28 protein-coding genes are annotated in these 25,701 nt (G+C 28.8%); 5 read left to right on the forward strand and 23 right to left on the reverse strand.

Going from position 1 to position 25,701, the window contains the following annotated elements; genetic code table 11:
* Positions 1-6: 6 nt before the first annotated feature.
* From ACKTTQ_RS03400 to ACKTTQ_RS03480, 17 genes are all read right to left on the reverse strand, one after another.
* Positions 7-378 carry a hotdog family protein gene (locus ACKTTQ_RS03400; protein WP_408048401.1) on the reverse strand — a complete coding sequence of 124 codons (372 nt, stop codon included), beginning with the start codon at positions 376-378 and terminating at the stop codon, positions 7-9.
* 3 nt (positions 379-381) lie between these two features.
* Positions 382-993, reverse strand: coding sequence for a porin family protein (locus ACKTTQ_RS03405; protein WP_408048402.1), 612 nt, complete (start codon positions 991-993; stop codon positions 382-384).
* 71 nt (positions 994-1,064) lie between these two features.
* Positions 1,065-1,673 carry a hypothetical protein gene (locus ACKTTQ_RS03410; protein WP_408048403.1) on the reverse strand — a complete coding sequence of 203 codons (609 nt, stop codon included), beginning with the start codon at positions 1,671-1,673 and terminating at the stop codon, positions 1,065-1,067.
* Entirely contained in the window at positions 1,654-2,274 is a 621-nt protein-coding gene (locus tag ACKTTQ_RS03415) for a LolA family protein (RefSeq protein WP_408048404.1), read from the reverse strand. Before ACKTTQ_RS03415 ends, ACKTTQ_RS03410 begins: the two co-directional genes overlap by 20 nt.
* The gene (locus ACKTTQ_RS03420; protein WP_408048405.1) at positions 2,267-3,043 is read right to left on the reverse strand and encodes a polysaccharide deacetylase family protein; all 777 of its coding nucleotides are present in this window, start codon (positions 3,041-3,043) and stop codon (positions 2,267-2,269) included. Before ACKTTQ_RS03420 ends, ACKTTQ_RS03415 begins: the two co-directional genes overlap by 8 nt.
* On the reverse strand, positions 3,037-4,053 hold the full coding sequence (locus ACKTTQ_RS03425; RefSeq protein WP_408048406.1) for a beta-ketoacyl synthase chain length factor: 1,017 nt from the start codon (positions 4,051-4,053) through the stop codon (positions 3,037-3,039). Before ACKTTQ_RS03425 ends, ACKTTQ_RS03420 begins: the two co-directional genes overlap by 7 nt.
* The gene (locus ACKTTQ_RS03430; RefSeq protein ID WP_408048407.1) at positions 4,053-5,252 is read right to left on the reverse strand and encodes a beta-ketoacyl-[acyl-carrier-protein] synthase family protein; all 1,200 of its coding nucleotides are present in this window, start codon (positions 5,250-5,252) and stop codon (positions 4,053-4,055) included. Before ACKTTQ_RS03430 ends, ACKTTQ_RS03425 begins: the two co-directional genes overlap by 1 nt.
* Complete coding sequence (locus ACKTTQ_RS03435) at positions 5,253-5,510, reverse strand: phosphopantetheine-binding protein (RefSeq protein WP_408048408.1); 258 nt, start codon at positions 5,508-5,510, stop codon at positions 5,253-5,255. It lies immediately after the preceding gene.
* Positions 5,510-6,133, reverse strand: a complete 624-nt coding sequence (locus tag ACKTTQ_RS03440; RefSeq protein ID WP_408048409.1) for a 3-oxoacyl-ACP synthase — start codon at positions 6,131-6,133, stop codon at positions 5,510-5,512. The genes ACKTTQ_RS03435 and ACKTTQ_RS03440 overlap by 1 nt, the downstream gene beginning before the upstream one ends.
* Positions 6,134-6,135: 2 nt before the next feature.
* A complete protein-coding gene (locus ACKTTQ_RS03445; protein WP_408048410.1) occupies positions 6,136-7,263 on the reverse strand; it encodes a beta-ketoacyl-[acyl-carrier-protein] synthase family protein in 1,128 nt (375 codons plus the stop codon).
* A 5-nt stretch (positions 7,264-7,268) separates the two neighbouring features.
* On the reverse strand, positions 7,269-7,697 hold the full coding sequence (locus ACKTTQ_RS03450) for an acyl-CoA thioesterase (RefSeq protein WP_408048411.1): 429 nt from the start codon (positions 7,695-7,697) through the stop codon (positions 7,269-7,271).
* The gene (locus tag ACKTTQ_RS03455) at positions 7,684-8,136 is read right to left on the reverse strand and encodes a hypothetical protein (protein WP_408048412.1); all 453 of its coding nucleotides are present in this window, start codon (positions 8,134-8,136) and stop codon (positions 7,684-7,686) included. Before ACKTTQ_RS03455 ends, ACKTTQ_RS03450 begins: the two co-directional genes overlap by 14 nt.
* Before the next feature lie 7 nt (positions 8,137-8,143).
* On the reverse strand, positions 8,144-9,025 hold the full coding sequence (locus tag ACKTTQ_RS03460) for an LpxL/LpxP family acyltransferase (RefSeq protein WP_408048413.1): 882 nt from the start codon (positions 9,023-9,025) through the stop codon (positions 8,144-8,146).
* Between the two features lie 15 nt (positions 9,026-9,040).
* Positions 9,041-9,283: an acyl carrier protein gene (locus tag ACKTTQ_RS03465; protein WP_408048414.1), complete on the reverse strand. Its 243-nt coding sequence runs from the start codon at positions 9,281-9,283 to the stop codon at positions 9,041-9,043.
* Between the two features lie 6 nt (positions 9,284-9,289).
* Positions 9,290-10,507 carry a beta-ketoacyl-[acyl-carrier-protein] synthase family protein gene (locus tag ACKTTQ_RS03470; RefSeq protein ID WP_408048415.1) on the reverse strand — a complete coding sequence of 406 codons (1,218 nt, stop codon included), beginning with the start codon at positions 10,505-10,507 and terminating at the stop codon, positions 9,290-9,292.
* 10 nt (positions 10,508-10,517) lie between these two features.
* On the reverse strand, positions 10,518-11,264 hold the full coding sequence (gene fabG / locus ACKTTQ_RS03475; protein ID WP_408048416.1) for a 3-oxoacyl-ACP reductase FabG: 747 nt from the start codon (positions 11,262-11,264) through the stop codon (positions 10,518-10,520).
* A 59-nt stretch (positions 11,265-11,323) separates the two neighbouring features.
* Entirely contained in the window at positions 11,324-12,844 is a 1,521-nt protein-coding gene (locus ACKTTQ_RS03480) for an HAL/PAL/TAL family ammonia-lyase (protein WP_408048417.1), read from the reverse strand.
* An 86-nt stretch (positions 12,845-12,930) separates the two neighbouring features.
* Between ACKTTQ_RS03480 and ACKTTQ_RS03485 the strand changes: the two genes are divergently transcribed.
* A complete protein-coding gene (locus tag ACKTTQ_RS03485; RefSeq protein ID WP_408048418.1) occupies positions 12,931-14,184 on the forward strand; it encodes an NAD(P)/FAD-dependent oxidoreductase in 1,254 nt (417 codons plus the stop codon).
* 35 nt (positions 14,185-14,219) lie between these two features.
* On the opposite strand, the gene ACKTTQ_RS03490 is transcribed toward ACKTTQ_RS03485, so the two are convergent.
* Positions 14,220-14,828 (reverse strand): hypothetical protein, encoded by a 609-nt coding sequence (locus ACKTTQ_RS03490; protein ID WP_408048419.1) that lies wholly within the window; start codon positions 14,826-14,828, stop codon positions 14,220-14,222.
* A 313-nt stretch (positions 14,829-15,141) separates the two neighbouring features.
* On the opposite strand from ACKTTQ_RS03490, the gene ACKTTQ_RS03495 reads away from it, so the two are divergent.
* Complete coding sequence (locus ACKTTQ_RS03495) at positions 15,142-17,607, forward strand: DUF5686 and carboxypeptidase regulatory-like domain-containing protein (RefSeq protein ID WP_408048420.1); 2,466 nt, start codon at positions 15,142-15,144, stop codon at positions 17,605-17,607.
* On the opposite strand, the gene ACKTTQ_RS03500 is transcribed toward ACKTTQ_RS03495, so the two are convergent.
* The 3 genes from ACKTTQ_RS03500 to ACKTTQ_RS03510 all read right to left on the reverse strand — a co-directional run bounded on the left by ACKTTQ_RS03500 (position 17,602) and on the right by ACKTTQ_RS03510 (position 19,479).
* Complete coding sequence (locus tag ACKTTQ_RS03500) at positions 17,602-17,850, reverse strand: hypothetical protein (protein ID WP_408048421.1); 249 nt, start codon at positions 17,848-17,850, stop codon at positions 17,602-17,604. The two genes, ACKTTQ_RS03495 and ACKTTQ_RS03500, sit on opposite strands and share 6 nt — an antisense overlap.
* A gap of 80 nt (positions 17,851-17,930) precedes the next feature.
* Positions 17,931-19,013 (reverse strand): CNNM domain-containing protein, encoded by a 1,083-nt coding sequence (locus ACKTTQ_RS03505; protein ID WP_093869717.1) that lies wholly within the window; start codon positions 19,011-19,013, stop codon positions 17,931-17,933.
* Positions 19,014-19,095: 82 nt separating this feature from the next.
* The gene (locus ACKTTQ_RS03510; protein ID WP_408048422.1) at positions 19,096-19,479 is read right to left on the reverse strand and encodes an ankyrin repeat domain-containing protein; all 384 of its coding nucleotides are present in this window, start codon (positions 19,477-19,479) and stop codon (positions 19,096-19,098) included.
* A gap of 176 nt (positions 19,480-19,655) precedes the next feature.
* Here ACKTTQ_RS03510 and ACKTTQ_RS03515 point away from each other — a divergent pair, with 176 nt between their 5' ends.
* From ACKTTQ_RS03515 to ACKTTQ_RS03525, 3 genes are all read left to right on the forward strand, one after another.
* A complete protein-coding gene (locus ACKTTQ_RS03515) occupies positions 19,656-20,603 on the forward strand; it encodes an OmpA family protein (RefSeq protein ID WP_408048423.1) in 948 nt (315 codons plus the stop codon).
* 23 nt (positions 20,604-20,626) lie between these two features.
* Complete coding sequence (locus tag ACKTTQ_RS03520) at positions 20,627-21,214, forward strand: hypothetical protein (RefSeq protein WP_113786138.1); 588 nt, start codon at positions 20,627-20,629, stop codon at positions 21,212-21,214.
* 187 nt (positions 21,215-21,401) lie between these two features.
* Positions 21,402-23,732, forward strand: a complete 2,331-nt coding sequence (locus ACKTTQ_RS03525) for a GH92 family glycosyl hydrolase (RefSeq protein ID WP_408048424.1) — start codon at positions 21,402-21,404, stop codon at positions 23,730-23,732.
* 41 nt (positions 23,733-23,773) lie between these two features.
* Here the strand turns inward: ACKTTQ_RS03525 and ACKTTQ_RS03530 are convergent, their stop codons facing one another.
* Together ACKTTQ_RS03530 and ACKTTQ_RS03535 are read right to left on the reverse strand one after the other, a co-directional pair.
* Positions 23,774-24,913 carry an ATP-binding protein gene (locus ACKTTQ_RS03530; RefSeq protein ID WP_299133174.1) on the reverse strand — a complete coding sequence of 380 codons (1,140 nt, stop codon included), beginning with the start codon at positions 24,911-24,913 and terminating at the stop codon, positions 23,774-23,776.
* Between the two features lie 6 nt (positions 24,914-24,919).
* Positions 24,920-25,672 (reverse strand): SDR family NAD(P)-dependent oxidoreductase, encoded by a 753-nt coding sequence (locus ACKTTQ_RS03535; RefSeq protein WP_113786141.1) that lies wholly within the window; start codon positions 25,670-25,672, stop codon positions 24,920-24,922.
* Positions 25,673-25,701: the final 29 nt, after the last annotated feature.

Below are 25,701 nucleotides of genomic sequence, written 5' to 3' on the forward strand. Positions count from 1 at the left end.
AATATTTTATTTTATGTTAAAGGTAGCATTATATTTTAAAGCTATTGTTCCGTTAGTAAATTTACTAATGTTTTTAATTCTTATTGAATTCAACTCTTTAATAATTACTGTTTCTAGTTGTAGTTCTTTATTTACATTGGGATTTATTAATGCTGTAAATTTCACATTAGAAACTTTAAATAGTTGCAATTCTAATTGTAAAGTATGCTCTACAATTTCTTTTATTATTTGCATCATGCAAACACCTGGTGTAACCGGGTTGTTAGGAAAATGACCATCAAAAACTTGATGGTCATTATTCAAAATCATTGTTGATTTCACAACGTTATCATCAAGTAAACTATTTGACTCTAACGTATAAAAATTTTCTAATAACATTTCTTATAGGTCAAATTCGTATCCTAAACTTAGTTGAAAAACTTGGTTTAACACTAAATCATTGATATTAGTTGTAGAAGCATTAGTCCCAACATTTCTACCAAATAGATCTGTTATTCCTTGTTTATACCTAACATCAACATTTAATCCAAAAGGAAAGTTATAACCAACTCCTCCCATTACACTAAAATCAAAACTTGATGGATCATTAATATTTTCGTTACTTACAAGAATATCTATAACTGGAGCAACTTGTAAGTTAAATCTACCTCTTCCTAAAAAGAATTTATTATTTACCACAAAAGAAAGGTAATTTGCTTTTATTTTCACGTCACTAACACTTGTTCCGTTTATTCTTATCCCTTTAAGTTCAGCACCTTGTTCAGAGTATAATACTTCAGGGTGTAAAGTATATAAATCAGTAAACTTAAAAGATACAGTTCCTCCAATATGAAATGATGTTCTTCCTTCATTTCCTGACGTGTTATTTACTGTATTTAAGTTTGTAAAGTCAGAAAAGTTTAATCCAGCTTTAACACCAGGTTTAATCTTTACTTGTCCATACGAAATAACACTTGTTAAAATAGCAATTAGTAATAGCGTAATTTTTTTCATTCTATAAATTTTAATTTAAATTAGGTGGCAAAAATACTGATTCAGTGAGAAACAGGCAAAAGAAGTTTTTTTTAGAAATCAAGTAGTTTTAAACTTATTTCAATCGGATATTTTTTATGTTGAATTTGTATTTCTTTATCTTCTTTTTTAAATGTAAATAATGTTTTTTCTTGATACCTAGATGTAGTTACAATTTTTTTTAACTTCTTAGTAGTATTATCTATAAAATAGTAATTGTATTTTTTATTGAATTTTGTTTTATAAACTAAATCTTCTTTCGATTTGTATGTTTGTAGTATCTCAATTTTGTTTTTTAAAAGCGTTAAAAAATCATTTTTCAACAACTTAATCACTGCTTTTTTATTAATCTCCTCTAAAATAAAACGTGTTATTATCTTATCTTTTTCTTTTTCAAAATCAAATATTTTATTTCCAAAACTAGATGTAAAAACAATCCTGTAATTAAGTCCTTTTATCTTTTTAAATACTAAAAACCCTCCAAATTTATTTCCAAATGCTTTTATTTTTGTTTTATAAACATAATCTTTAGACAATGAAAAATAAGGGTTTTCAATGTGTGTTTTCTGCTGTAAGGTTTCTTCTAGCAACCCTTTCGTTGTAGGTAAAGAGCATGATACTACACTAAATAAAATAAGAATACTAATGGTTAAAAGCCTCATTAGAAATTTGTTTGTTTAGTTGTTTGTTTTTAAATATGATTTTAGTGTAGTCCGTTTTATTTTCTTTCATTTTTATTTCTACAACATCAGTCGTTTTACTATCAAAAGTTAACTCAAAACTAGCTATTAAACCTTTAACCATTTCGTTTTCAGGTTTAAAACTTACTAAGTACGTTTTTTTTGTTTTATAATATTCCATTATAAAATCTTCATCATTAAAAAGGTTTCCTTTGATACTATTAATAATCATATCATTGAAATTCTTAAAAAGCTTATTTGAACCAATATCAAAATTATTTTTATCTCCTTCGTCATTAATGTATAACTTATCATCTTTAAAAATGGCAATATATTTATACGGTTTTTGATATTCCCATTTTATTAAGTTTGGAGACTTAAATAAAAGCTTCCCTTCAGTTTTTATTTCATTTGTTAAAAACTCTAGGTGTTTATATTGAATAAAATCACTTGTAATTGTTTCAGTATTTTTAGCAGTTTCTTTTACTTTTAATTTTAGTTCATTAACTTCTTTTACTGTTAGTTTTGTTTGAGAAAAAACTATTTGTGTTAAAAACAAGAAAACTATAATTAATCTATTCATATGCTTTTTCATTTGTTAATGTTTCTAATGACACTATATTGTAGTTATTATTTTTTAAAAAAATCAATAATTGTTCCAAAACGGGTACTACATTATTTTGGTTATCGTGCAAAAGTATGATTGCTCCTGGTTTTATCTTAGGAAGAATTCTTTTTAAAACTTTATTTTCATCTTCTATAACCGTATCTAAAGACCTAATACTCCATCCTAAAACACGGTGTTTTGTTTTATTTAAAGCTTTTGCTATTGACGGATTAGTAACGCCAAAAGGAGGTCTAAAAAACCTTGGTTTCTTATTTATTACCTTTTCTATTACCCTGTCTGTAAACAGTAACTCTTTTTCAATTTTCTTAGTAGATAAAAAACCCCAGTTATTACTATGATTAAATGTATGATTTCCTATTACATGCCCTTTCTCGTTAATCTCTCTTAATAACTCAGGATACTTTTCTATTTGTTTTCCTATACAAAAAAAACTGGCTTTTGCATTAAACTCTTCTAGTAATCCCAATACTTTTTGAGTGTATTGAATATTAGGACCATCATCAAATGTTATGGCTATTTGCTTCGTTTCAGTTTGAACAAAATTAATCGCTTTTACGTGATAATTCCATGTAATATTAAATGAACCAATGCTTGTTATAATTAACCAAGCAAAAAAAACAATTAAATAAAAATATAAGGGAATTACTGTAAGAAAAACAGCATATAAAACCATGCTTAATAACAGAATAACAGCACTTATATTTACTCGTTTAAAATTTAGCATCTTTTTACTAATACTAAACTGTGCTGTGTTCCTTTATATTGATTATAAAGTAACACATGTTTATACTCTTTTTTAACAATGTTATTTATATAAAACTCTTTCGGTAATTCTTTTTTTCTTAAAAGATTTACTGATGTATATAATCCAAAGGCTGATGCTGTATAAAATTCACCACATACATTCTTGTATTGTAACTGTGTCGTTTCTTTAAATAGTTTTTTTTGTAAAACAGTATAAAAACTATCATACTCACTTCCATTAATTCCTAAACAAATGGCATCAATATCATCTAGTTCTACTTTGTTCTCTTTCAAAAAAAGAATTACTTTGTTCTCTAGATCTTCTTCTTTTATTTTTTGAAAACAACAAACATCAACTAATTCAGCTAAGGTGTTTTCTTTTTTTTCATTTTCTATTACAAAAAAATTTGCTCCTTCACTAAATGGGACTTTTTGAGTGTTTCTTTTGCAATATTCTTTTATAAATTTATTCCCTAACTCATCTACCCCTCCTACTAATATTTTAGTACTCCCTTCGTTTAGTTGCATTTGAGCATCTATTAATGCAGCTTCAAATGAATTAGCTCCATTTACATAAGTTACATTATAAGCATTACTTTTTTCTAATAATGCTATTTGTGCAGCAACGGTATTATGAGTTGATTGAATAAAAGAAGTTGGAGTTAAATATTGTTCATCATTATCAATTACAGCATCCAAGAATTTTTCAGAATCTTCAATACATCCTAAACCTGTTCCTGTAATAATTGCATCTATTTCTGATACTTCTGCCGTATTAAGTGCTTTTTTTGCAGTAACAACCCCCATTTTAACTCCTGAAGCCATCCTTCTACTTTTTATAGGAGAGATATATTCTTTATAATTAGGTTTAATTGCATTTACAATCTTTTCATTAGGAAACAACAGTATTTGATTTGTTTCAAACACATCTGCATTAAATGTTTCTTGTGAAGAAATTGAAACTGCGCTATTTATAAAACTAGATTTCATTAAACTTTTGAAAAAATTAATGTTGAACAATTACCTCCAAAACCAAACGAATTAGACAACACTGTTTTCACTTGCTTTTTACTCGTTTTTGTTACTGGAATAAGTTTTGTTTTTTCCATTTCTTTTTGAAAATTCAAATTAGCAAATAATACATTGTTCTGTATTGCTAAAATAGAAAAAACTGCTTCTATAGCTCCAGCAGCTGCTAATGTATGGCCTGTAAAACCCTTTGTTGAACTAAAATCAGGTACTTCAGTATTAAATATTCTTTGCAATGCTACACTTTCTGAAGCATCATTATTAGGTGTTGCTGTTCCGTGTGCATTGATATAATCAATATCTGAAGGTTTTAAATTAGCTGTTTTTATTGCTTTTTGCATTGCTAAAAAAGCTCCCTCTCCATTTTCTGACGATGCTGTTTGGTGATGTGCATCATTTGCGTTTGCGTACCCAGATATATAAGCTAATACCTCTTTATTTTCTTTTTGAATAACTGCTTCTGATTCTAAAACTAAATATGCAGCAGCTTCGCCTAAATTTAAACCTTTTCTATTATTATCAAATGGGTGGCATTTTTCATCAGATAAAATCATTAGTGTTTTAAATCCATTAATTGTAAATTTTGATAAACAATCAGTACCTCCAACAATTACTCTATCCATTTTTTTTGCTTTAATTAAACGCGCTCCTAACATTATAGCATTGGTTGCTGATGAACATGCTGTACTAATTGTTGTTACAAAATCTTCAACACCTATAATTCCTGCTATTTCCTTAGTACTTTCAGCAGCATTATGACTATTTAAATATTTTTCATTTTCTTTTTTTTCGAAAAATGAATTACAATATTTCTCAGTCATATCCATTCCACCTACACTAGTAGATGATATGAATCCTGTTTTATACGCATTAATATTTTTTATTTTGGCGCTTTTCACTGCTTCTTTCGCTGCAATCCCTCCTAATAAAGTAGTTCTAGAAAAACGAATCTCTTCAGGTAATAAAAGTTCCTTTGTCAGTTCAGCGTTACTTCGTTTTATTTCTCCTACTTTAATATCGTTTACGTGTCGTGTATTAATGTTTTCTAGCCTAGTTATTCCATCTTTTTCTTGAAGTAATGACGTTAAGTTTTCTTCAACATTTTTACCTATTGATGAAATAATTCCAATACCAGTAATTGCTACACCTTTATTTTGCATTTATTTTATTCTATTTTCAGCAATATAACTTGATAAAACGGCTATTGATTTAAATATTTCTTTCCCTTCAGCTGGATCCGTTAATTTTATTCCATAGTCTTTATCTAACATCACAATAAGTTCTAATGCATCAATAGAATCTAATCCTAAACCGTCTCCAAATAAAGCATCATTATCTTCAATATCTTCAATAGTTAAATCTTCAAGATTTAATTGCTCTATTATTTTTTCTTTAAGTTCCTTTTTTAATGCTTCCATTATCTTATTGATTGGTATAATTTATTAATTTTTTCTTCAGAATACTCTTCTCCCCCTTCTTTTGACACTAAATACATAACTGATGTATACTCATCATTATCAACATCAACCCATCCGCATAGTACAAATTTAGCTTTATTTGTGTTAATTAAAATAGTAGCGTATTCCGTTATTCTTTTAACATCAAATTTTTCTGCTACTAAAAAAGCATTTTCCCCATAAATTTTATGTTTTATACAAACTTCACCAATACCTATATTAGGTAATGTATATACAAATACTGCTGGACTTGGGTAATAATTTTCTTTTTCTTGTATAGATTCTTGGTATTTTCTATCTGTATTTAAACTTGCACTTTTATTTGCTAAAACAATAGCTAACTCATCTTTCTCTTCTTCGAGAATAGCGCAGTTTTTTAATAAGATTTCAGCTGTTAAAAAAGTAAGTTTACTAGCATCATCCATTTTAAAAAACTTACTATAGTCATTACTATATTCCCTGTAAAGAGTTTTAAAGAACTCTTTTACTGTTAATCCTTCTTCTTCAATATTCACTTCACCATTACATAAAACAGTGTTTTTTGTAATAGCACAATATCCATTTATTTTTAATCTTTCTTCCAATATTATTTTTTAAAAATAGCTGCAGCATTACAACCTCCAAACCCTGATGCTGTTTTAAGAAATGCGTTTATTTTATGTTTTTTAGTGTCTTTTATTACATTTATAGCTTTTGAAGCACCTAATTCATCAAATCCTAAAGAAGGAAATAAAGTATCAGTTTTCATAGATTCAATACCTAATATAGTTTCTAATAAACCTGAAGCTCCCAATGTATGCCCATAATACCCTTTAAAACTATTTACAGGAATTTCATCTAAATTCATTCTATTAAAAGCGATAGCTTCCATTTCATCATTAAACAAAGTTGCAGTTCCATGTGCTGATATATAATCTATTTTTTCAATATACTTTTTTGATTCTTGTTTTGCTTTTTTTATACTTCTAAATAATCCTTCTCCTGTTCTAGATGGTCCTGATATATGATTTGCATCATTACTTGAGGCTTCTCCTATAATTTGAACTCCCTCTTTTTCAGCTGTTATTACTATAGCGGCGGCGGCTTCACCTAAAGTTACTCCATTTCTATTTTTAGAAAAAGGCTTACAAGGTGCATTACTAATTGCTTTAAATGAGTTGAAACCTGATAGTGTAAATTCAGAAATTATATCTCCACTCACGATAAATATAGTATCATAAATACTAGATTGAATAAATCTTTTAGCCATAATTACAGCTAAAAGACCAGAAATACATGCATTGGAAACAATTATTGGATCTTCTTTAAATCCGAAAAAACTTTTAATTGTTTCTCCAAGTTTTGGTAAATAAGCTCTTTTAGGTGAAAACTTATTCTCTTTATCTAAAGCATCTATATTCCCTTTAGTAGTTGATATTATGACTCCTATTTTACCAAGTCTTATATCTTTAGTTTTATTTACGACATTACTTAATGAGAGTATCATCATTTTTTCTAACTTAGTGTATTCATTAACTGTTTCACTTAGTTTAGAAAATTCTTCATCAACTTTTTTTTCATTTAATTGTGAAGCATAATATGGCTCATCAAAAATCTTAGTGTTTTCCCAACGTTTAATTCCTGATTTCTTTTGCAAAATATTATTCACGTTTTCTTGGGTTGTAAACCCAAGTGGTGATATTATATTAGTATATGAAGCATAAACGTTTCTCATTGAATTTATAAATTCATTTTCATTTTCCACTCTTCAAAAAATGACGGTACATTTAATGATAGTTCTCCTTTTTTATTTAAAAAAACTTGAGTAGTTTCTCCTGTACAAACCACCTGATCTTTTTCATTTTTTATTTCGTAAGTAAAAATCATTTTTGCAGCTAAAGTATCTATAAAGCGTACTTCTATTTTTGCTATTTCCCCGTATTTAAGAGGTAATTTATGCTCACATGACGATTTTACTATAGGTGTTACGTACCCGTAATCATTTACATCTAAATAGGTTATTCCATATTTTCTACCAAAGGCCTCTCTTCCATCTTCGAAATATTTTATATAATTTCCGTGCCAAACAATACCTAAAGGGTCCGTTTCATTAAATCGTACTCTTATTTCATATGTAGCCGTTAAATCTGTTTCTTTATTCTTTTTCATTTTCCTTTTTAAGAACTGTTTTCATTTGGGCAGACATAATAATTTCACCATCTAGCTTAGTCATTCCTTTTACTAAAGTTACTCCCATAATTTCTTGTAAGATTTCAACTTCAGTTTCTAGTATTTCTCCTACTCTAGGTAGTTTTTTTATTTCTATTCCTTTAATCGCACCAATATAACCTTCCGGTGCTTCTAAATTATTTATATAAAAATGATATCCCGTATATAAAGCTACTGTTTGTGCCATATGCTCTATCAGCCCTGGTTCCTGTAACTCTGAATTTTTAACAAAAAGGTTTTCTTTCTCAATTTTCAACTCAGAAGCCACCTTATTCTCATCGTAATATGTAAGAGTAGAGACCATTACTATTGGGGCTCTTTGAGGAATTAATTTAAGAATTGTTTCTCTTTCTGTGATTTTTTCTTTTAATAAATTCATATCCTTTTTATTTAAAATCCTCCCAAAAATCAAAATAATTAAACCATTGTAAAGGGTATCTTTTCACAATCATTTCTAGATTTTTTGTGTATGTATTTAATAACCCTAAACTATCTCTATGTTTTACTTGTGTTGTTCTGGCAAATAAGTGATAATGCTTTTTATTTTCTTTCATTACATAAACAAAAACAACTGGAACCTTTAACCTTGATGCTATTAAAAAAGGCCCCGCTGGAAATTTCGCTTTCTTCCCTAAAAAATCACTCTCTAAAAACTTTGTTCCTTCAACATATCTATCACCAGTTACACAAACTAATTGGTTTTTTGCTAATGCTGCATTTATTTCAAAAATATGAGATAAATCATCTTTGATTATAATAAAACTAATATCAGATTTTACTGTAACAGAATCTAAATATTCTTTTATCGCTTTACGCTCTAAATCTGTTGTAAGTAAACTTATTTCAGCTTTTTCTTCTAATTCATTTAAAAAATATTGTGCTATTTCGAAGTTACCAACATGTGCACTAATAAGTACTCCTCCCTTTTTCTCTTTCAAAAGTGTTCTTAAATTCTCAATTCCATCAAATTCATATGTAAACTTATTTCTTAGTCCTGAAGAAATGGCTATTTTATCAATAAGTATTTGACCAAATTTGAAATAACTTTTATAAACCTTTACGAAACTCAGTGTTTTTGAAAACTGATGTCTTCGATTGAAATATGCAAAGATAACCTTAGTGCTTTTTCTAGAAAAAACAAAAAAGTAAGCGGCAACAAAATATAATAGAAGATACGCAGTAGAAACTCCTAGTTTTTTAATACTATAGACAAAAATCTTGTATCCTAAAACAGTTCCTCTTGATTTCCCGTTCCAAGTTTCTGCCATTTACACAAAGTAAGTTTAACTTATTTTACTTTCTATTAAGTCATAAAAGTTTTGCAACGTTACAATGTTTACAAAATCTTCTCCTACCAATTTAACTCCAAAATTAGCCTCAATTGCGACTACTAAATCCACAAAATCTAGACTATCTAATTCTAAAGTTTCCTTTAAATTAGCTTCTGGCTTTATATCTTCTGCTTCAACCTCAAATTCATCAATAAGAAAATCATTTATTTTCTCTATGATTGCTCCTTTATCCATCCTCTTTTAACTATTTTTAATTACTAATGCTGAGTTGGTCCCCCCAAACCCAAAAGAATTCGACAAAAATACATTTATTTTTTTATCTATCGTTTTTGTGACTAAATTTAATTTTTTTGCATTCTCATCAGGGTTCTCTAGGTTAATATTTGGTGCAATGAAAGAGTTTTTCATCATTAATATTGAATAAACCACTTCACTTGCGCCTGCCATCCAACACTCATGTCCTGTCATAGACTTTGTTGAACTTACATAAGGCCCTTCTTCTCCAAATATTTCAAATATTGCTTTAGCTTCATTAGTATCTCCTACAGGTGTTGATGTTGCATGGGCATTTACATAATCTATTTCATCAGGTTTTAAACCTGCCTGTTCTATTGCTTTTTTCATTGCTCTAGATGGTCCTTCAACATTAGGTGTAGAAATATGTTCTCCATTAGATGAAAAGCCATAACCTACAATCTCAGCTAAAATTGGAGCCCCTCTTTTCATTGCAGACTCATAACTTTCAACTATTAATGTTGCACCGCCACCACTAGGAACAAGTCCATCTCTATTAGAATCAAATGGTTTAGAAGCTTTTTCTGGTGTTTTAGTTAAAGTTGAAAATACACCTAAACCATCAAAACTACCCATAGCTAAGTCATTTATCTCTTGTGCTCCACCACAAACAATACAATCTTGTAAACCGCTTTTTATAAGCTGATAAGCCATACCTATTGAATGAGATCCGCTTGCACAAGCTGCACTTACAGTGAAATTAATTCCTTTAAACTTAAATATTGTTGAAAGATTCATTGTTACTGAAGAATTCATTCCTTTAAAAATTGCTCCAGACCCAACAAGTGTCGTATCTTTTTTCTCTCTAATTTTATCGACAGATTCTATTACTGATTTTGCAGTACTATCATTACCGTAAAGGATTCCTACTTCATTATTTAATAAAAAATCTTCGTCTATTTTTGCGTTTTCTAACGCTTCTATAGTAGCTAAATAGGCATATTCTCCTTCTTGTCCTAAACTTATTCTTTGCCTTCTTGTTAATTGTTTTTTCAAATTTGGCTCATCTACCATACCAGTTAAACAAGACCTATACCCCATTAACTCTCTTCGTTCATCATAAATGATTCCAGATGTACCATTATATAAAGATTCTTTTACTTCTTCTATGTTTTTACCTATACAAGAGTAAATACCCATTCCTGTTATAACAACTCTTCCCATCTCCTTTAAATTATGAATATATTCCTCCGTTAATATTTATTACCTCTCCTGTTATATAAGATGATTTTTTTGATGCTAAAAAAGAAACAACATGTGCTACTTCTTCGGCTTCCCCAAACCTGTTTGCTGGAATTAATTTCTTTAATTCTTTTTCATCTAACTCACTCGTCATATCAGTTTTTATAAATCCAGGTGCTACTGCATTTACAGTTATCTTTCTTTTTGCAACTTCTTGAGCTAATGCCTTGGTTGCTGCTATTACTGCTCCTTTTGCTGCAGAATAATTTGTTTGCCCCGGTGTTCCTTTTAAACCTGAAACTGAAACTAGGTTTATTATTCTACCATATCTATTAACTAATAACTTTTGAATTAAATGATTTGTTACATTAAAGAAGCCTTGTAAACTTGTATTTATAACTGAAGTCCAGTCTTTATTAGTCATCCACATAAATAACATATCTTTAGTTATTCCAGCATTATTAACTATTACTTCTACAAAAGCATTCTTGTTATTTTCTTGCCATGCATCTAACTTCCCTTTAACATCATTCTCGTCAACTACATCAAATTGTAATAATTCTCCCGTACTTCCTAAGCTAATAATTTGAGATAATGTTTCTTCTGCAGCTTTTTTATTCCCTTTATAGTTAACAATTATATGATACTCTAAGTCTTTTGCTAATTGAATACTTATAGCTCTACCAATACCTCTTGACCCTCCAGTAACAAGAGCACATTTTTTTACATTTTCTTTCATATTTCACTTTTCAACTTTAATAAATAATTTAGTTTTTTACTTTCTAAAAACCTTCATTTCTAATTATTCATCAAATAGTTTTTCACTTCTTTTATGTATGGGTACATAGCCACATCTTCTTTAATTACGGGCATTAATTTACGAAGACTTTTGTATACTTCTTTTGTTGAAGTAGAAATTTCGTCTTGAATTTCTAAATATTCTATGGCTTGAATAATTGTCATTAGTTCAATACTCAATACTTCAAAAGCGTTTTCTATAACTTTTTTTGTTATAATAGCAGCGTTAGTTCCCATACTAACAACATCTTGATTGTCATTATTGTTAGGAATACTATGAACATACATTGGGTTAGACAACATTTGATTTTCTGCTGTAGTTGATGTAGCTGTAAACTGAACTCCTTGCATACCAAAATTAAGTCCTAATTTGGCTAAATTAACAAATGGTGGAAGTATATCATTTAACCTAGGATTCAATAAATAGTTTAACTGTCTTTCAGCTAACATGGTCATCTTTGTCATCACAACCTTCAATTTATCCATTTCTAGCGAAACATAATCACCATGAAAATTACCTCCATGATATACATTTTTACTTTTTGTGTCTATTATTGGATTATCATTTGCTGAGTTTACTTCATTAATTAAAACTTTCTCAACTCCATTAACCGTATCTAAAACTGGTCCTAAAATTTGTGGAACACATCTTAAAGAATAATACTCTTGTACTTTCTCTTTAAAAACTACCTCTTCATTTCCTGAAGTATATAAATGTTCTTCTCTATTTCTAATCAATTTACTATCTACTAACAACACCCTCATTTCTTCAGCAACTTCTTGTTGACCAGAGTGTTTTTTCGCATGATTTAATTCTAATGATAAATGATCATCATAAGCTTTTACTATTTCATTAATAGCACAAGATGCCTTCATCATCCAATTAAATGCTTTTTTTGCATAAATAGTATTTACGATACCTATTCCTGTCATCACCGAAGTACCATTAATCAATGCTAATCCTTCTCTAAGTTCAACATTAATAGGTGTAATGTTTTCTATTTTAAAAACTTCTTGTGTTGGTTTTAATTCTCCTTTATAAAAAACTTCTCCTTCACCAATTAAAACTAGTGCTAAATGGGCCAATTGAACCAAATCACCACTGGCTCCTACACCTCCATGCTCATAAATTAAGGGTGTTATATTTTTATTTAAAAGACTGGTCATTACTTCTACTACAGACTTATGCACTCCTGAATACCCTAAACTAAGTGTATTTAATCTTCCTAGTATTGCTGCCTTTACATATAATGGCTCTATAGCTTTCCCTACACCTGAAGCATGACTCCTTATTAAGTTATATTGTAATTGGACTCTGTCTTTATCTGCAATTTTATATTGAGCCATAGGACCAAAACCTGTATTAACTCCATATATAACCTTATCGTCAGAAAACTCTTTTAAAAACTTAAAACTTTCTTCAACCTTTTTAACAACTTCTTCATCTACGTTTATCTGTTCTTTATTAAAAACAACAGCATAAAAATCCTGTATATCTAATTCTTCCTTTAGAGTTAGCATTTATTGTATATTAAATATTTATATGAATATTTCTTTAATAACTAAAAGTAAAATAGTTATTTTGAATGCAAATATATAATAATAGTATGAACAACATAAATGTTGATGTTTTAATTATAGGAGCTGGTCCCTCAGGCTGTGTTTCAGCATCATACCTTCACACAAAAGGTATAAATGTTAAGGTTGTTGAAAAGAGTTCATTTCCAAGATTTGTTATAGGTGAAAGCTTATTGCCAAGATGTATGGATCATTTTGAAGAGGTTGATTTATTAGAATGCTTGAAAGAGAAAAATTTTGAAGTTAAAAAAGGAGCACGTTTTTTAAAAGATAATGTGGTTTGTAATTTTGATTTCAGTAAAAAACATACTGAAGGTTGGGATTGGACATGGCAGGTTCCTAGAGCTGACTTTGATAAAACATTAACTGATGAATTAATAAAGAAAGGAGTTGATATTGATTTTAATACCGAAGTAATAGACGTTGAATTCAACAAGGATAACTCTTCTATAACCACCGTTAAGAATTTAGAGAATGAAACCTCAACTATAACGGCTAAATATATTATTGACTCAAGTGGTTACGGTAGGGTATTACCTAGAATTTTACAGTTAGAAAAACCTTCAGAACTTTCAAAACATTCATCTATTTTCAACCACATACAAGAAACCAATAAACCTAAAGGAGAGGAAGGTTCTTTAATTACTTTTGATGTATTAGATACTCAAGTTTGGTTTTGGGTGATTCCTTTTTCTAATGGCACAACAAGTATTGGTTTTGTTGGACCAACAGAATATATCGATTCTTTTAAAGGTTCTCCTGAAGAAAAAATGAAAGAATTACTTAAAACCTCACCTTATTTTTACAATCGTTTTAAGGATGAAGATTTTTTATTCTCTCCTAAAATCATTAAAAATTTTTCAAAATCGGTGAAAAAATTATATGGTGATGGTTTTGTTATCACTGGAAATAGTGCCGAATTTTTAGATCCTGTTTTTTCTTCTGGTGTTACTTTTGCTACTGAATCTGGTTTATTAGCTGCTAAATTAGTACATAAAGAACTTATAAACGTCTCTGTTAACTGGGAAAAAGAATATGTAAATTACATTAAAGACGGGGTAACTGTTTTTTCTTCATATGTAAAAGAATGGTATACTGGAAATCTTCAAAAGTTATTCTTTCATCGACCAGAAAATCCTGAAATAAAAAAACAAATCTGTGCTGTTTTAGCAGGTTATGTGTGGGATAAAACAAACCCCTTTGTTACAAAACACAATAGAATTATAAAAACTATCGCTTATTTATTAGAAATGGAAAGCAATAAAAAAGAGAAGCAATTTTAAAATTGCTTCTCTTTTTTATTGCTTATTTTATTTAATTAAAATGCTTTTCTCAATATTAATTTCGCAAAGCTTTTTCCTGTTTTTGCATATCCTTCTCCTATTCTATCTTCATTACTAAAAGTTCCTCCAAATCTATTCCCTGGCGCTTTCTTACTAGTAACTTCTAAAAGCACATTTTCTTTATTTGCAGTTTCTACAAACTTTAAAACTGTACTAACTTTTGCTTTTTGTCTCATAACAGCAGCATTCCATCCCGGATAAACCCATACGGTTTGAACAATTAAAGTGTATTTAGCATCTTTTAAATTCTCACCAAAAAAGATTCCTTTTTTCTTTTCTAAATACCTATTCATTAACTCTAAAAATTTTGGAGCATAAATAATGTCTCTACTAGCAATCCAAGATTTTTTCCAAGCTTCTCCTTTTCCTCTAGCTTTCTCTTCCAGTTTTTCAGAATGCTCTTTCATATACTGATCATTAGATAAGTTCTTTTTTAAAACTTTCATGTTATCATATACAAACTCTACATTAATTTCTTTTTGATCTTTTATAAAATCAAAGTTTCCATTAACAACTTTCACTTTTTGAGAATACCCAAAAATTGTAAAAAAACCAATTAGCAATAGTAATACTTGCTTTTTCATAAATTAAAATATTTTAAATATTATAGTTCACAAAGTAAACCTTTTAATTCTGTTCTTCCAAACACAAAACCAAACCGTTTACCTATAATTAAGACTTGCTTTTGTTTTTAATTAGTTGTAATTATTCATTTTAGATATTGTATTTTATCTTTTTAAATATTTAAAAAAAAAAGTAAAGTATTCAGGCAACCATTTATAAAAAACGTGTGTCTATGTTTTTAAGATTTCTTTGTAACATCTTTAACATTTTGTAGTCATATTACTGATTTTATATCTGTTAAGTTTGTTACCAAACTAATATTAAACCAAAACTATGAAGAAAATAACTACATTTATTTTTTTACTTTCCTCTATTATTAGCTTTTCTCAAATGAAAGGTAAAATTACTGACACTAAAGGAAAATCACTCCCTTTTGTTAGTGTTTATTTAGAAAACAGCATTACAGGAACTACCTCAAATAACAATGGTGATTATAATTTGAATATTGAAAAAACAGGAAACTATACTATTGTTTTTCAATTTTTAGGATATAAAACAGCTAAAAAAAATGTAACAATTAACAAGTTCCCTTTTACTCTTAATGTTTCACTTCAGGAAGAACAAGTTTCTTTAGATGAAGTTCAAATTAATTCAAAAGAAAACCCAGCAAATGCAATTATTAGAAATACCATTGCAAATAAAAACAAGAATACAAATAAGCTAGGTAAATACACTTCAGACTTTTATTCTCGTGGAATGTTTAAAATTAAAAACGCTCCTAAAAAAATTCTAGGTCAAGAAGTTGGTGACTTAGGCGGAGGGTTAGATTCTACCCGTAGTGGTATTATGTACCTTTCAGAAACTATTTCAAAAATAACATATCAAAAAAAAACAAAGAAATTTAAAGAACACATCGTTGCTTCTAAAGTTTCTGGTCAAGATAACGGTATAAGCTTTAACCAAGCAGATGAAGTAAACTTCGATTTTTATGAAAACTCATTTGATTTAGCTGGAAAACAAATGGTTTCTCCAATAGCAGATGGTGCTTTTGGATATTACAAATATAAATTAACTGGTGTTTTTTACAATAAAAATGGTAAGCTCGTTAACAAAATTGAATTACTTCCAAAAAGAAAAAACGATCCTGTTTTTAATGGTTTTATATACATTGTAGAAGACGATTGGTCAATATATGGTGCCGATGTTAATGTTTCTGGTTCTCAAGTAGGTGTACCCATGGTTAAAAGTTTACATATTAAACAAAACTACAATTATGTACCTGCTATAAAAGCCTGGACTTTGGTTACACAAACTATAGATTTTAATGCTGGTATGTTTGGTATTAACTTTAATGGTCGTTTTTCAGCAGCATACTCAAACTACAATTTCACGCCAAACTTTACTGAGAATACATTTACAAATGAAGTATTATCTTTTGCTAAGAATGCAACTAAAAAAGATACCACCTACTGGAATACTATAAGACCTGTTGCCTTAACTGATGAAGAAGTTTCTGATTACAAGTTAAAAGATAGTATTAAAGTAATACGAAAATCTAAAAAATACTTAGACTCTATTGATCGTAAAAGAAACAAATTCAAACCTCTTAACATTCTTACAGGGTATAGCTATGATAACTCATATAAGAAATGGTCTGTTAATTTTTCTTCACCAATAGAAAACTTAAATTTTAATACTGTTCAAGGATGGAACTCAAGTTTAAGTTTGAACTTTAATAAACGCTTAAATAAAACAGGAAAAGGGTTTAGCACAGGTGTTGCTGTTAATTATGGACTATCTGATAAAAAAGCTAGACCTACAGGGTATTTCTCATATAAATGGAACAATACTTCTCGACCTATTTTAAATATTTCTGGAGGAATAACTACAAGTCAATTTGATGCTAAAAATCCAATTTCTAAATTTTGGAACACCATAAGTTCTACCATGTTTGAAAGAAACTACATGAAAATTTATGAAAAATCTTTTGCAAAAGTATCTTTTTCTCAAGAAGTGATTAATGGATTACGTTTATATTCAAGCATAGAATTTGCTGACAGAAAGCCTTTATTCAATACAACAGACTATGTAATGTTTCCAAAAAAAGACATAGCATACACTTCTAATAACCCTATTCAGCCCTCAAACTTTAATAGTTCTTTTACACCTCATCAAATGTGGTCGTTTAATCTAGGTGCATCAATACAATTTGGTCAAAAGTACTGGTCGTATCCAAATAGAAAAATAAACATTGGTAACAAAAAATACCCTTCATTATACATTGGATATAAAAAGAACTTTGGTTCTGGAAATAGTAACTGGAATTCAGATGTTATTTATTCACAATTATATCAAAACATTGGACTTGGAAATTGGGGAAGATTTAAATATAAAATTAAGGGAGGACTATTTTTAGACAAAAAAGATATACCTTTTATGGATTATGCCCACTTTAATGGAAATCGCCTATTAATAGCTCCGAATAGTAATTATTTAAACGGCTTTTTAGCGTTACCTTATTACCAATTAAGCACAAATGATAAATATGGTGAACTACATGCTGAACAAAACTTTAAAGGCGCACTATTAAGTAAAGTACCACTTTTAAATCAATTAAACTTTCATTTAGTAGCAGGAGCTAAAGGTTTATTTACTGGTGGAAACAAGCCGTATTCAGAATTCTCATTAGGCTTAGATAATATTGGCTTTGGAAAATGGCGCTTTCTTCGTGTAGATTTTGTACGTTCTAACTTTAATGGGCAAAAACAAAATAGAGTTCTTTTTGGAATTAAATTATAACTTATATCCTATACCAAATAATATAATTCTAGGCATTATATATGTTCTAGTATCAGAAATTAGATAGTCTGAAAAACTATTGCTCTGTTTAAATGTTTCATCTGTTAAATTTTGAGCAGTAATTTTAAAATTCCAAGGGCTATCTTCTTTCTGATAAAATAAAGATGCATCTGTTATACTATACCTATTACTTTGGTCTACTGTTTGATTTTTATAATTGTAATAACTATAATCAAAAGTCAACTTAAAAACTAGTCCTTATAATTTAAAAAAGCGAATAAATAATTTATTCGCTTTTAATATTTTATAAAACAGAAAACAACTTATTCTTTTTTTTCTTCCTCATCCTCACTAACGATCCCTAAGCGTTTAGCTCTTTGTTCCCAGTTTTTTCTAGCAAAACTTTGTAAATCTGCAACATTATCACTTTCATCCATAATTTCAAATCCTAGCAAGGTTTCAATTACATCTTCTTGAGTAACTAATCCGCTTACTGTTCCAAATTCATCAACAACCAACGCTAAATGTTCTCTTTGTTCAATTAATTTATCAAATAAATTAGGAATAGAAAGCTCTCTATCTGCAATAATAATATCTCTTTTAATACTTTTTAAAGGCTCATTTCCTTTATTATTAATTAGAGAAAGTAACAATTGATCTTTTAAAAAATACCCAGTAATAGTATCTGGATTTTCAGAATAAACTGGTATTCTAGAAAAACGTAATGCTTTATGTTCGTCAAAAAACGACTGTATTGTTTGATTTTCATCAGCTGATTTTAAAACTGTACGTGGTGTCATGATATGCTTTGCTTGTACTTCTTTAAAACCTAACATATTACGTATCACATTACTTTCATTTTCATGAAAAACACCTTCTTGTTCAGCTATATCAGTCATAGCAGTAAAATCTTCTCTACTTAAAACACTTTCACCGTGAGCTCCTTTACCAAACATTTTTGTAAATAACTGCAAAACCCAGATAAGTCCTGTGTACTTACATACAAATATTAATATATTTAAAGCCTTAGTAGAAAACCCTGCTAAAGACTTCCAATAGGTTGCTCCAATAGTTTTAGGTATAATTTCTGAGGCAACAAGTATTAATATTGTCATTATTGCAGATACAATAAAAACTCCATTTCCATCGTCACTAAAAGCTTTTTTTGCCTCAGCACCAACCATAATAGCACCTACAGTATGGGCAATAGTGTTTACAGTTAAAATTGCTATTAATGGCTTATCTACATCCTTTTTCAAAGTTTCTAAACCTTCCGCAAACGCTTTTCCTTCTTTCTTTTTTACATTAACAAAAGTTGGTGTTACACTTAACAGAACTGCTTCTAAAATTGAACATAGAAATGAAAAGAGAATAGATAAAGTTGCGTAGATTATTAATAAAGTCATGTTTTTAATTTTTTTGCTAAATTAAATAAAAAAAGACTGTCCTTTATAGACAGTCTTCATTCAAATAATTATATGCTATTTTTTAGTTTTTCTCTAAGGCTCCTTTTAAAACTTCGTAAGCCTCATTTGCCTTAGACATTTTTGCATACTGTAAAGCAGTATATCCTTTATTTGATTTTGTTTTTAACTTAGCTCCGTTACTTATTAAAAGCTTAAGTATTTTTACTTTATTATACCTGGCTGCAAACATTACAGGAGTTAGTCCCATAGACTTTCTATTGATGTTTGTTCCATTATTTATAAAAGCTTTTACACTTTCATAATTCCCTTGTTTTATCATTTCGCAAAACGTACTAAGTTTTACATATTCAACAGAAGTTTTTATAGGTGCTTCTATTGTGTTAGATGCTTTAATTGTGTTAGCAGATACAAGAACGATTAATGCTGTAAATAATATTTTTTTCATGAGATTGATTGTTAAGTTATGTTTCCTATAAGACTATGTTTTTATAAAAGTGTTTCATTAATTTATACACCTTAACATTTATTTAGCAGTAAGTCTTAAAATTTCGTGAAAAACAAAATTTTATTTTTCAATTAATTTTTAATAATTTAACAATCAATAATTTAAACCGTCAACTAATGAGTAAAAAATCAATTTATTTATTAGGTATTCTGCTAACCATTATTATTGGATCAATTTTATATTGGTATATGTGTTGTACTGTTTGCTATGCTGAAAGTTGCGATAGTTCTAAACAAAAAACCCAAAAAACAAGTAATGAAGAAGTAAGTAAACCTAAAACTAAGCACCCAACTTCACTACCTTTTAGTATTAAAGATACTCGTGGGAATTTAGCCTATGAAATCAATGAAAATTTCAATTTTAACACCTCCGGTTTTTCCATTCGTGACTCTGTATCTACTTCATTAAATAATGGGATTTCAATGATTAGAGAATATTTAAACTCAGATGAAAACAAACGCCTTAATATTACGGGGTATTATATGAATGATGAAAACAACAACTCAGCATTTCCTAACTTAGGGTTAGCTCGAGCTAACTCTGTTAAAAATTATATGGTTTCTCAAAATATTTCGTCAAAACTAATTAATACCTACGGAGAGTTAAATAATGATTTAGTCGCTAATAAAAACAACATTTTATATGGCCCTTTAAAGTTTGATGTTTTTACAAGAACTGATGAGGCTTTAAAAAGTGATGAAACTCTAAAAAAAGCTTGTGAAACTATTAAAGAAAGCCCATTGCTTATATACTTTAAAACAGGGCAAGCAAGTATTAATTTAACTCCAGAACAGCGTCAAAAATTTGCTGATATCTCAAAATGTGTAGATAAATTAGGTGTTATAATTCAAGTTACTGGCCATACAGATAATACAGGAAATAATGATGGGAATATGAAGTTAGGTTTGGATAGAGCTAACTTTATAAAAACATATTTAATTAAAAATGGGATTTTATCTCAAAATATAACTGTTGCTTCTGAAGGTCAAAATACTCCTATTTCAGATAACACAACTGAAGAAGGTAGAGCAAAAAACAGAAGAATTGAAATAACTATTAATTAAAATAATCATAAAAAATTAAAAACATGACTTTATTAGCAATCCATATACCATGTTGGTTAATTCCATTATTAGTTGGTGCCATTTGTGCTTTTCTAGGATATTTATTAGGTACTAGCAAAAATAACAACAACGATACCCTTAATGATAAAATTGCAAGATTAGAGGCTGACTTAGCTGCTTGTTCAAAAGCAAAATCTACATTACAAGCAGATTTAGATCTTTGTACTAAAAACGCTAAAAATTTAGAAACTAGTTTAGAAACTGCTAAAACAAATATCGCTTCTTCACTTACAAGTAACGCAAACAATAATATACCTTTTAATGCTACTGATGCAAAAGCTGCTTTTGGTAAAAAAATAAAACAAGATGATTTAAAAGTGGTTGAAGGAATAGGTCCCAAAATTGAAGGTCTTTTTCATAATTTCGGAATTAAAACATGGAAATCCTTAGGGGAAACTTCAATAGAAAAATGTCAAGAAGTACTAAAGAGTGGAGGAGATAGATATAAAATACACAAACCTGGAACTTGGCCTAAACAAGCTCAACTTGCTTATGAAGGTAAATGGAAAGAACTAAAAGACTGGCAAGACAAACTTGATGGTGGTAAATAATAAAAATACGTTCTATTAAAACAATAAAACCTTGATTAATTCGAGGTTTTTCTTTTTTTGTTTATTAATTAACAAAAAGAATTATTTTGTTTGAATTCGATAATTATTGATATAAAAATATTTTCAAGGAGGTTTTTAGATGTTTTTTTGCTTTTTTAGCACTACAAACACCTTTTTATTAAAAATTATGAAACCTTCAATTAAATTCCCTTTTCTTTTAAGCTTATTTCTTTTAGGAATAAGTTGTCAAAAAAAATCAACAGATAATATTGTTGAGAGTAAATCAAATATAGATTTTACAAAATATGTGAATCCTACTATAGGAACCAGTAAAATGGGACATGTATTTCCTGGAGCAACTGCTCCTTTTGGAATGGTTCAACTAAGCCCTCAAACTAACTTTGAAGTAATGTTCAATAAAGATGGTTCATACAATAAAAAAACGTATGAATATTGTGCAGGATATCAATATAAAGATTCAACCATTATTGGTTTTGCTCACACTAACTTTAGTGGAACAGGTCATGCAGATTTGGGTGATTTTTTAGTAATGCCTACTACAGGTAATTTAGTACTAGATCCTTTAAAAAAGGCAGACAATTCTAAAGGTTTTTATTCTACGTTTTCTCACACTAAAGAAAAAGCATCACCTGGTTACTATAGTGTAAATCTGGATAGTTATGGCATAAAAGCTGAATTAACAGCTAGCGAACGTGTTGGTTTTCATCAATATACTTTTCCAAAATCAGAAGATTCACATATTATTTTAGATTTAGTTTATAATGTATATCATCACAATAATAAAAATGTATGGACATTTATTCGTGTAGAAAATGATACGTTAGTAACTGGATACAGGCAAACTAAAGGATGGGCAAGAACTAAAAAAGTTTTCTTTGCTATGCAGTTTTCTAAGCCTTTTAAAAGTTATGGTCATAAGAAATACAATAAAGAAACTTATGATGGCTTTTATAGAAGGTTTAAACAAAATAAAAACTTTCCTGAAATGGCCGGAAAAGATATTAGAGCCTATTTTAATTTCAATACTGAAGAGGGTGAAAAAATAAATATAAAGTTTGCTTTGTCTCCAGTAAGTACTAATGGAGCTTTAAATAATTTAAAAACTGAAATACCACATTGGGATTTTAACAAAGTCAGAGAAAAAACTAAAGCTAATTGGAACAAAGAACTACAAAAAATTGAAGTAGAAACATTAACCGAAAATGATAAAACTACATTTTATACTGCTTTATATCATACCAACTTGTCACCTATTTTATATGAAGATGTAGACGGAAAATATCGTGGATTAGATCAAAACATTTACACTTCTGATGGTTTTACCAATTACACTATTTTTTCTCTTTGGGATACTTATAGGGCATTACATCCTTTATACAACATTACACAACCTAAGAGAAATAACGACATGATAAAATCAATGCTAGCCCATCATGATCAAAGTGTACATAAAATGCTACCTATTTGGAGCCATTATGCTAATGAAAATTGGTGTATGATTGGATATCATGCTACTTCAGTAATTGCAGATGCTATGGTTAAAAACGTAGGGGATTTTAACAAAAATCATGCTTTAAAAGCTTCAACTAATACGGCAACTGTAAAATATTTTGACGGCATTGGTGAATACATGAAATACAAATATGTTCCAGATGACAAAAGCCATTCTTCAGTCTCAAAAACATTAGAGTATGCTTATAATGATTGGTGTATTGCTCAAGTAGCTAAAAAAACTGGAGATATTAGTATTGAAAAAGAATACTTATCAAGATCAGAGTACTATAAAAATGTGTATGATTCTTCCATTGGTTTTATGAGACCAAGATTAACTAATGGTTCTTTTAGAGAAAATTTTGATCCAATGGACACTCATGGACAAGGATTTATTGAAGGAAACGCGTGGAACTATGGCTTATATGTACCACAAAATATAGATGAAATGATTAAAATGATGGGAGGAAAAGAAAAGTTTAGTAAACAATTAGATGAATTATTTACCACAGAAATTGATGATAAATACATAGCTAATCATGAAGACATAACTCGTGATGGAATTATAGGTAATTATGTACATGGTAATGAACCTGGGCATCATATTCCATACTTATATAATTGGACAGGGCATCCAGAAAAAACTCAAAAACGTGTTCGTATGATTATGGACAGTATGTATGCGCCCTCTGTAGAAGGGTTATGTGGGAATGATGATGCGGGTCAAATGAGTGCTTGGTATATATTTAGTAGCCTAGGGTTTTACCCCGTAACTCCTGGATCTCCTTATTATGCCATTGGTAGCCCTAACATTAAGAACGCTACAATTCATTTAGAAAATGGAAAAACATTAAAAATCACAGTAAAAAAACAAAGTAAAGAAAATGTATTTGTAAAAAATGTTTTGGTTAATGGTAAAAAACTAGAATCCTTTTTGCTTTCGCATCATGATATAACTAATGGTGGTGAAATAATTTTTGAAATGAGTAACCAACCTAATAACTAGTTTTTCAAAAAAGGCGTTGGTAAATAAACACTAACGTCTTTTTAACTGTACTTTACTTTACGTAATACACGTAATGCTTCTTTATACTTTACATAAGTTGTTTTATCCTCCAAATCTCGAATATAGTTTTTTGCTTTCTTTAATTGTTTTGATGCCTCTAAAAAACCATTCAAATAACAAATTAAATAAGTTGTAGGAAGCTTTAAAACATCTACCTGCTCAGTTAAAGTTAAAGAAATTTCTTTTTCAATTTTTGAAACTATACTATTATTAGTATTGTAAATATGGTGCAATATTTTTTTATCAAATTGAGGGGGTTCAAACAAAAACTCTGAAGCTATATCGTGTATTCCATTATCTTTAAAATGAATAATTGTTTTCTCTAATGGATATCTTTTTTCACTAGTATCTATACCTAACAAAATATATTCAGTTATAATAAACGAATGCTCATTGAAAGAAATTTGAACATCATCTAAATCAGAAAAGAATAATCGTACTTGTTCATTAACTAACTCTATGTCTACTCGTGAAAAATAAACCTCTTTATTTATTAAAGTTTCTTTTCCTGCCCAGCACAACACAAATTGCTCTTTAAACACCTTATATTGAGGATTGTATTCTTTTTTATGTTTTTTAAAAAAATCAAAAACCCCATTCAATGTTAACTCTATATTATTCCTAGCATTTTTTTCAATAGCCTCAACAATAGGTTGATTTGTATTTTTTACTTCAAAAAAACCTTCAACTGGTATTGAATTACTTCCTCTTCTATAAAAAACCGCTCCTTTTGGATACTTCCAAGCTGTTTTTTTTAACGATGACATTTCATTATTAGGGTATATAGTAACTAATCCTACTACTTTATAGCGAGGTAATCTAGGAAATGGTACATTTTCATACTCAATCTTAGGAGGATTATTTAAATATGCATTTACCAAATTTTGGATTTTGCTATCATCAAAAAAATCAACTCCAATAATTTTATTCTTCTCATCTTCTACCCCAATAACTATATATGAATTATTATCAGGATTAGAGTTAGACAGTGCACAAACATGCTTTATAAATTTAGCCTTTCCTTCTCTTGAATTTAATGACAACTGTTGCTTCTTATCATAAAAGCTATTTTCATCATTTTTAGAAAGTAAATTCTTAATTAAAAGCCGTTTGTTAATCACTTTTTATTAATTTTTATTTAAAACTGTAGCGCTTGCTTGCGCAGTAGGATACACTATTAAATCTTCAATATTTACATGATAAGGCCTTGTTATCACAAAATGAATAATATCAGCAATATCTTCTGCTTGTAATGCTTTATATCCCTGATAAACAGTTTTAGCTTTATTTGTATCTCCTTTAAATCGTACATCTGAAAACTCTGTTTCAACTAAACCTGGATGTATTGCACAAACACGAATATTATGTTTATTTAAATCTAAACGCATTCCTTTATTTAAAGCATTTACAGCAAACTTAGACGCACAATAAACGTTACCATTAGGATACACTTCTTTTCCTGCAATAGAGCCTATATTTACAATAAAACCATCATTTCTCTCAACCATTTGAGGAATTATTGATTTTGAAACATATAATAGTCCTTTTACATTACCATCAATCATAGCATCCCAATCATCAATACTTCCTTCTTGAATAGAACTTAATCCATGAGCGTTTCCTGCATTATTAATAAGAACATCTATTTTTTTAAAGTCATCTGGCAAACTATTGATTGCTTTTTCTACTTGATCTTTAAAACGAACATCAAATTGTAATGTATGTACTTTAGTATATTTTAAAAGCTCTTTTTCTAGAGTTTTTAACTTTTCAACACGCCTTCCGCAAATTACCAAGTTAATATTGTTTTTAGCAAAAAACATAGCTGTCGCTTTTCCTATTCCTGATGTAGCACCTGTTATAAAAGCAGTTTTTCTCATTTTAAGTGTAATTTCTATAAAGGTAATTT

It is taken from the genome of Tenacibaculum halocynthiae (assembly GCF_964512825.1).
GTDB lineage: Bacteria > Bacteroidota > Bacteroidia > Flavobacteriales > Flavobacteriaceae > Polaribacter > Polaribacter halocynthiae.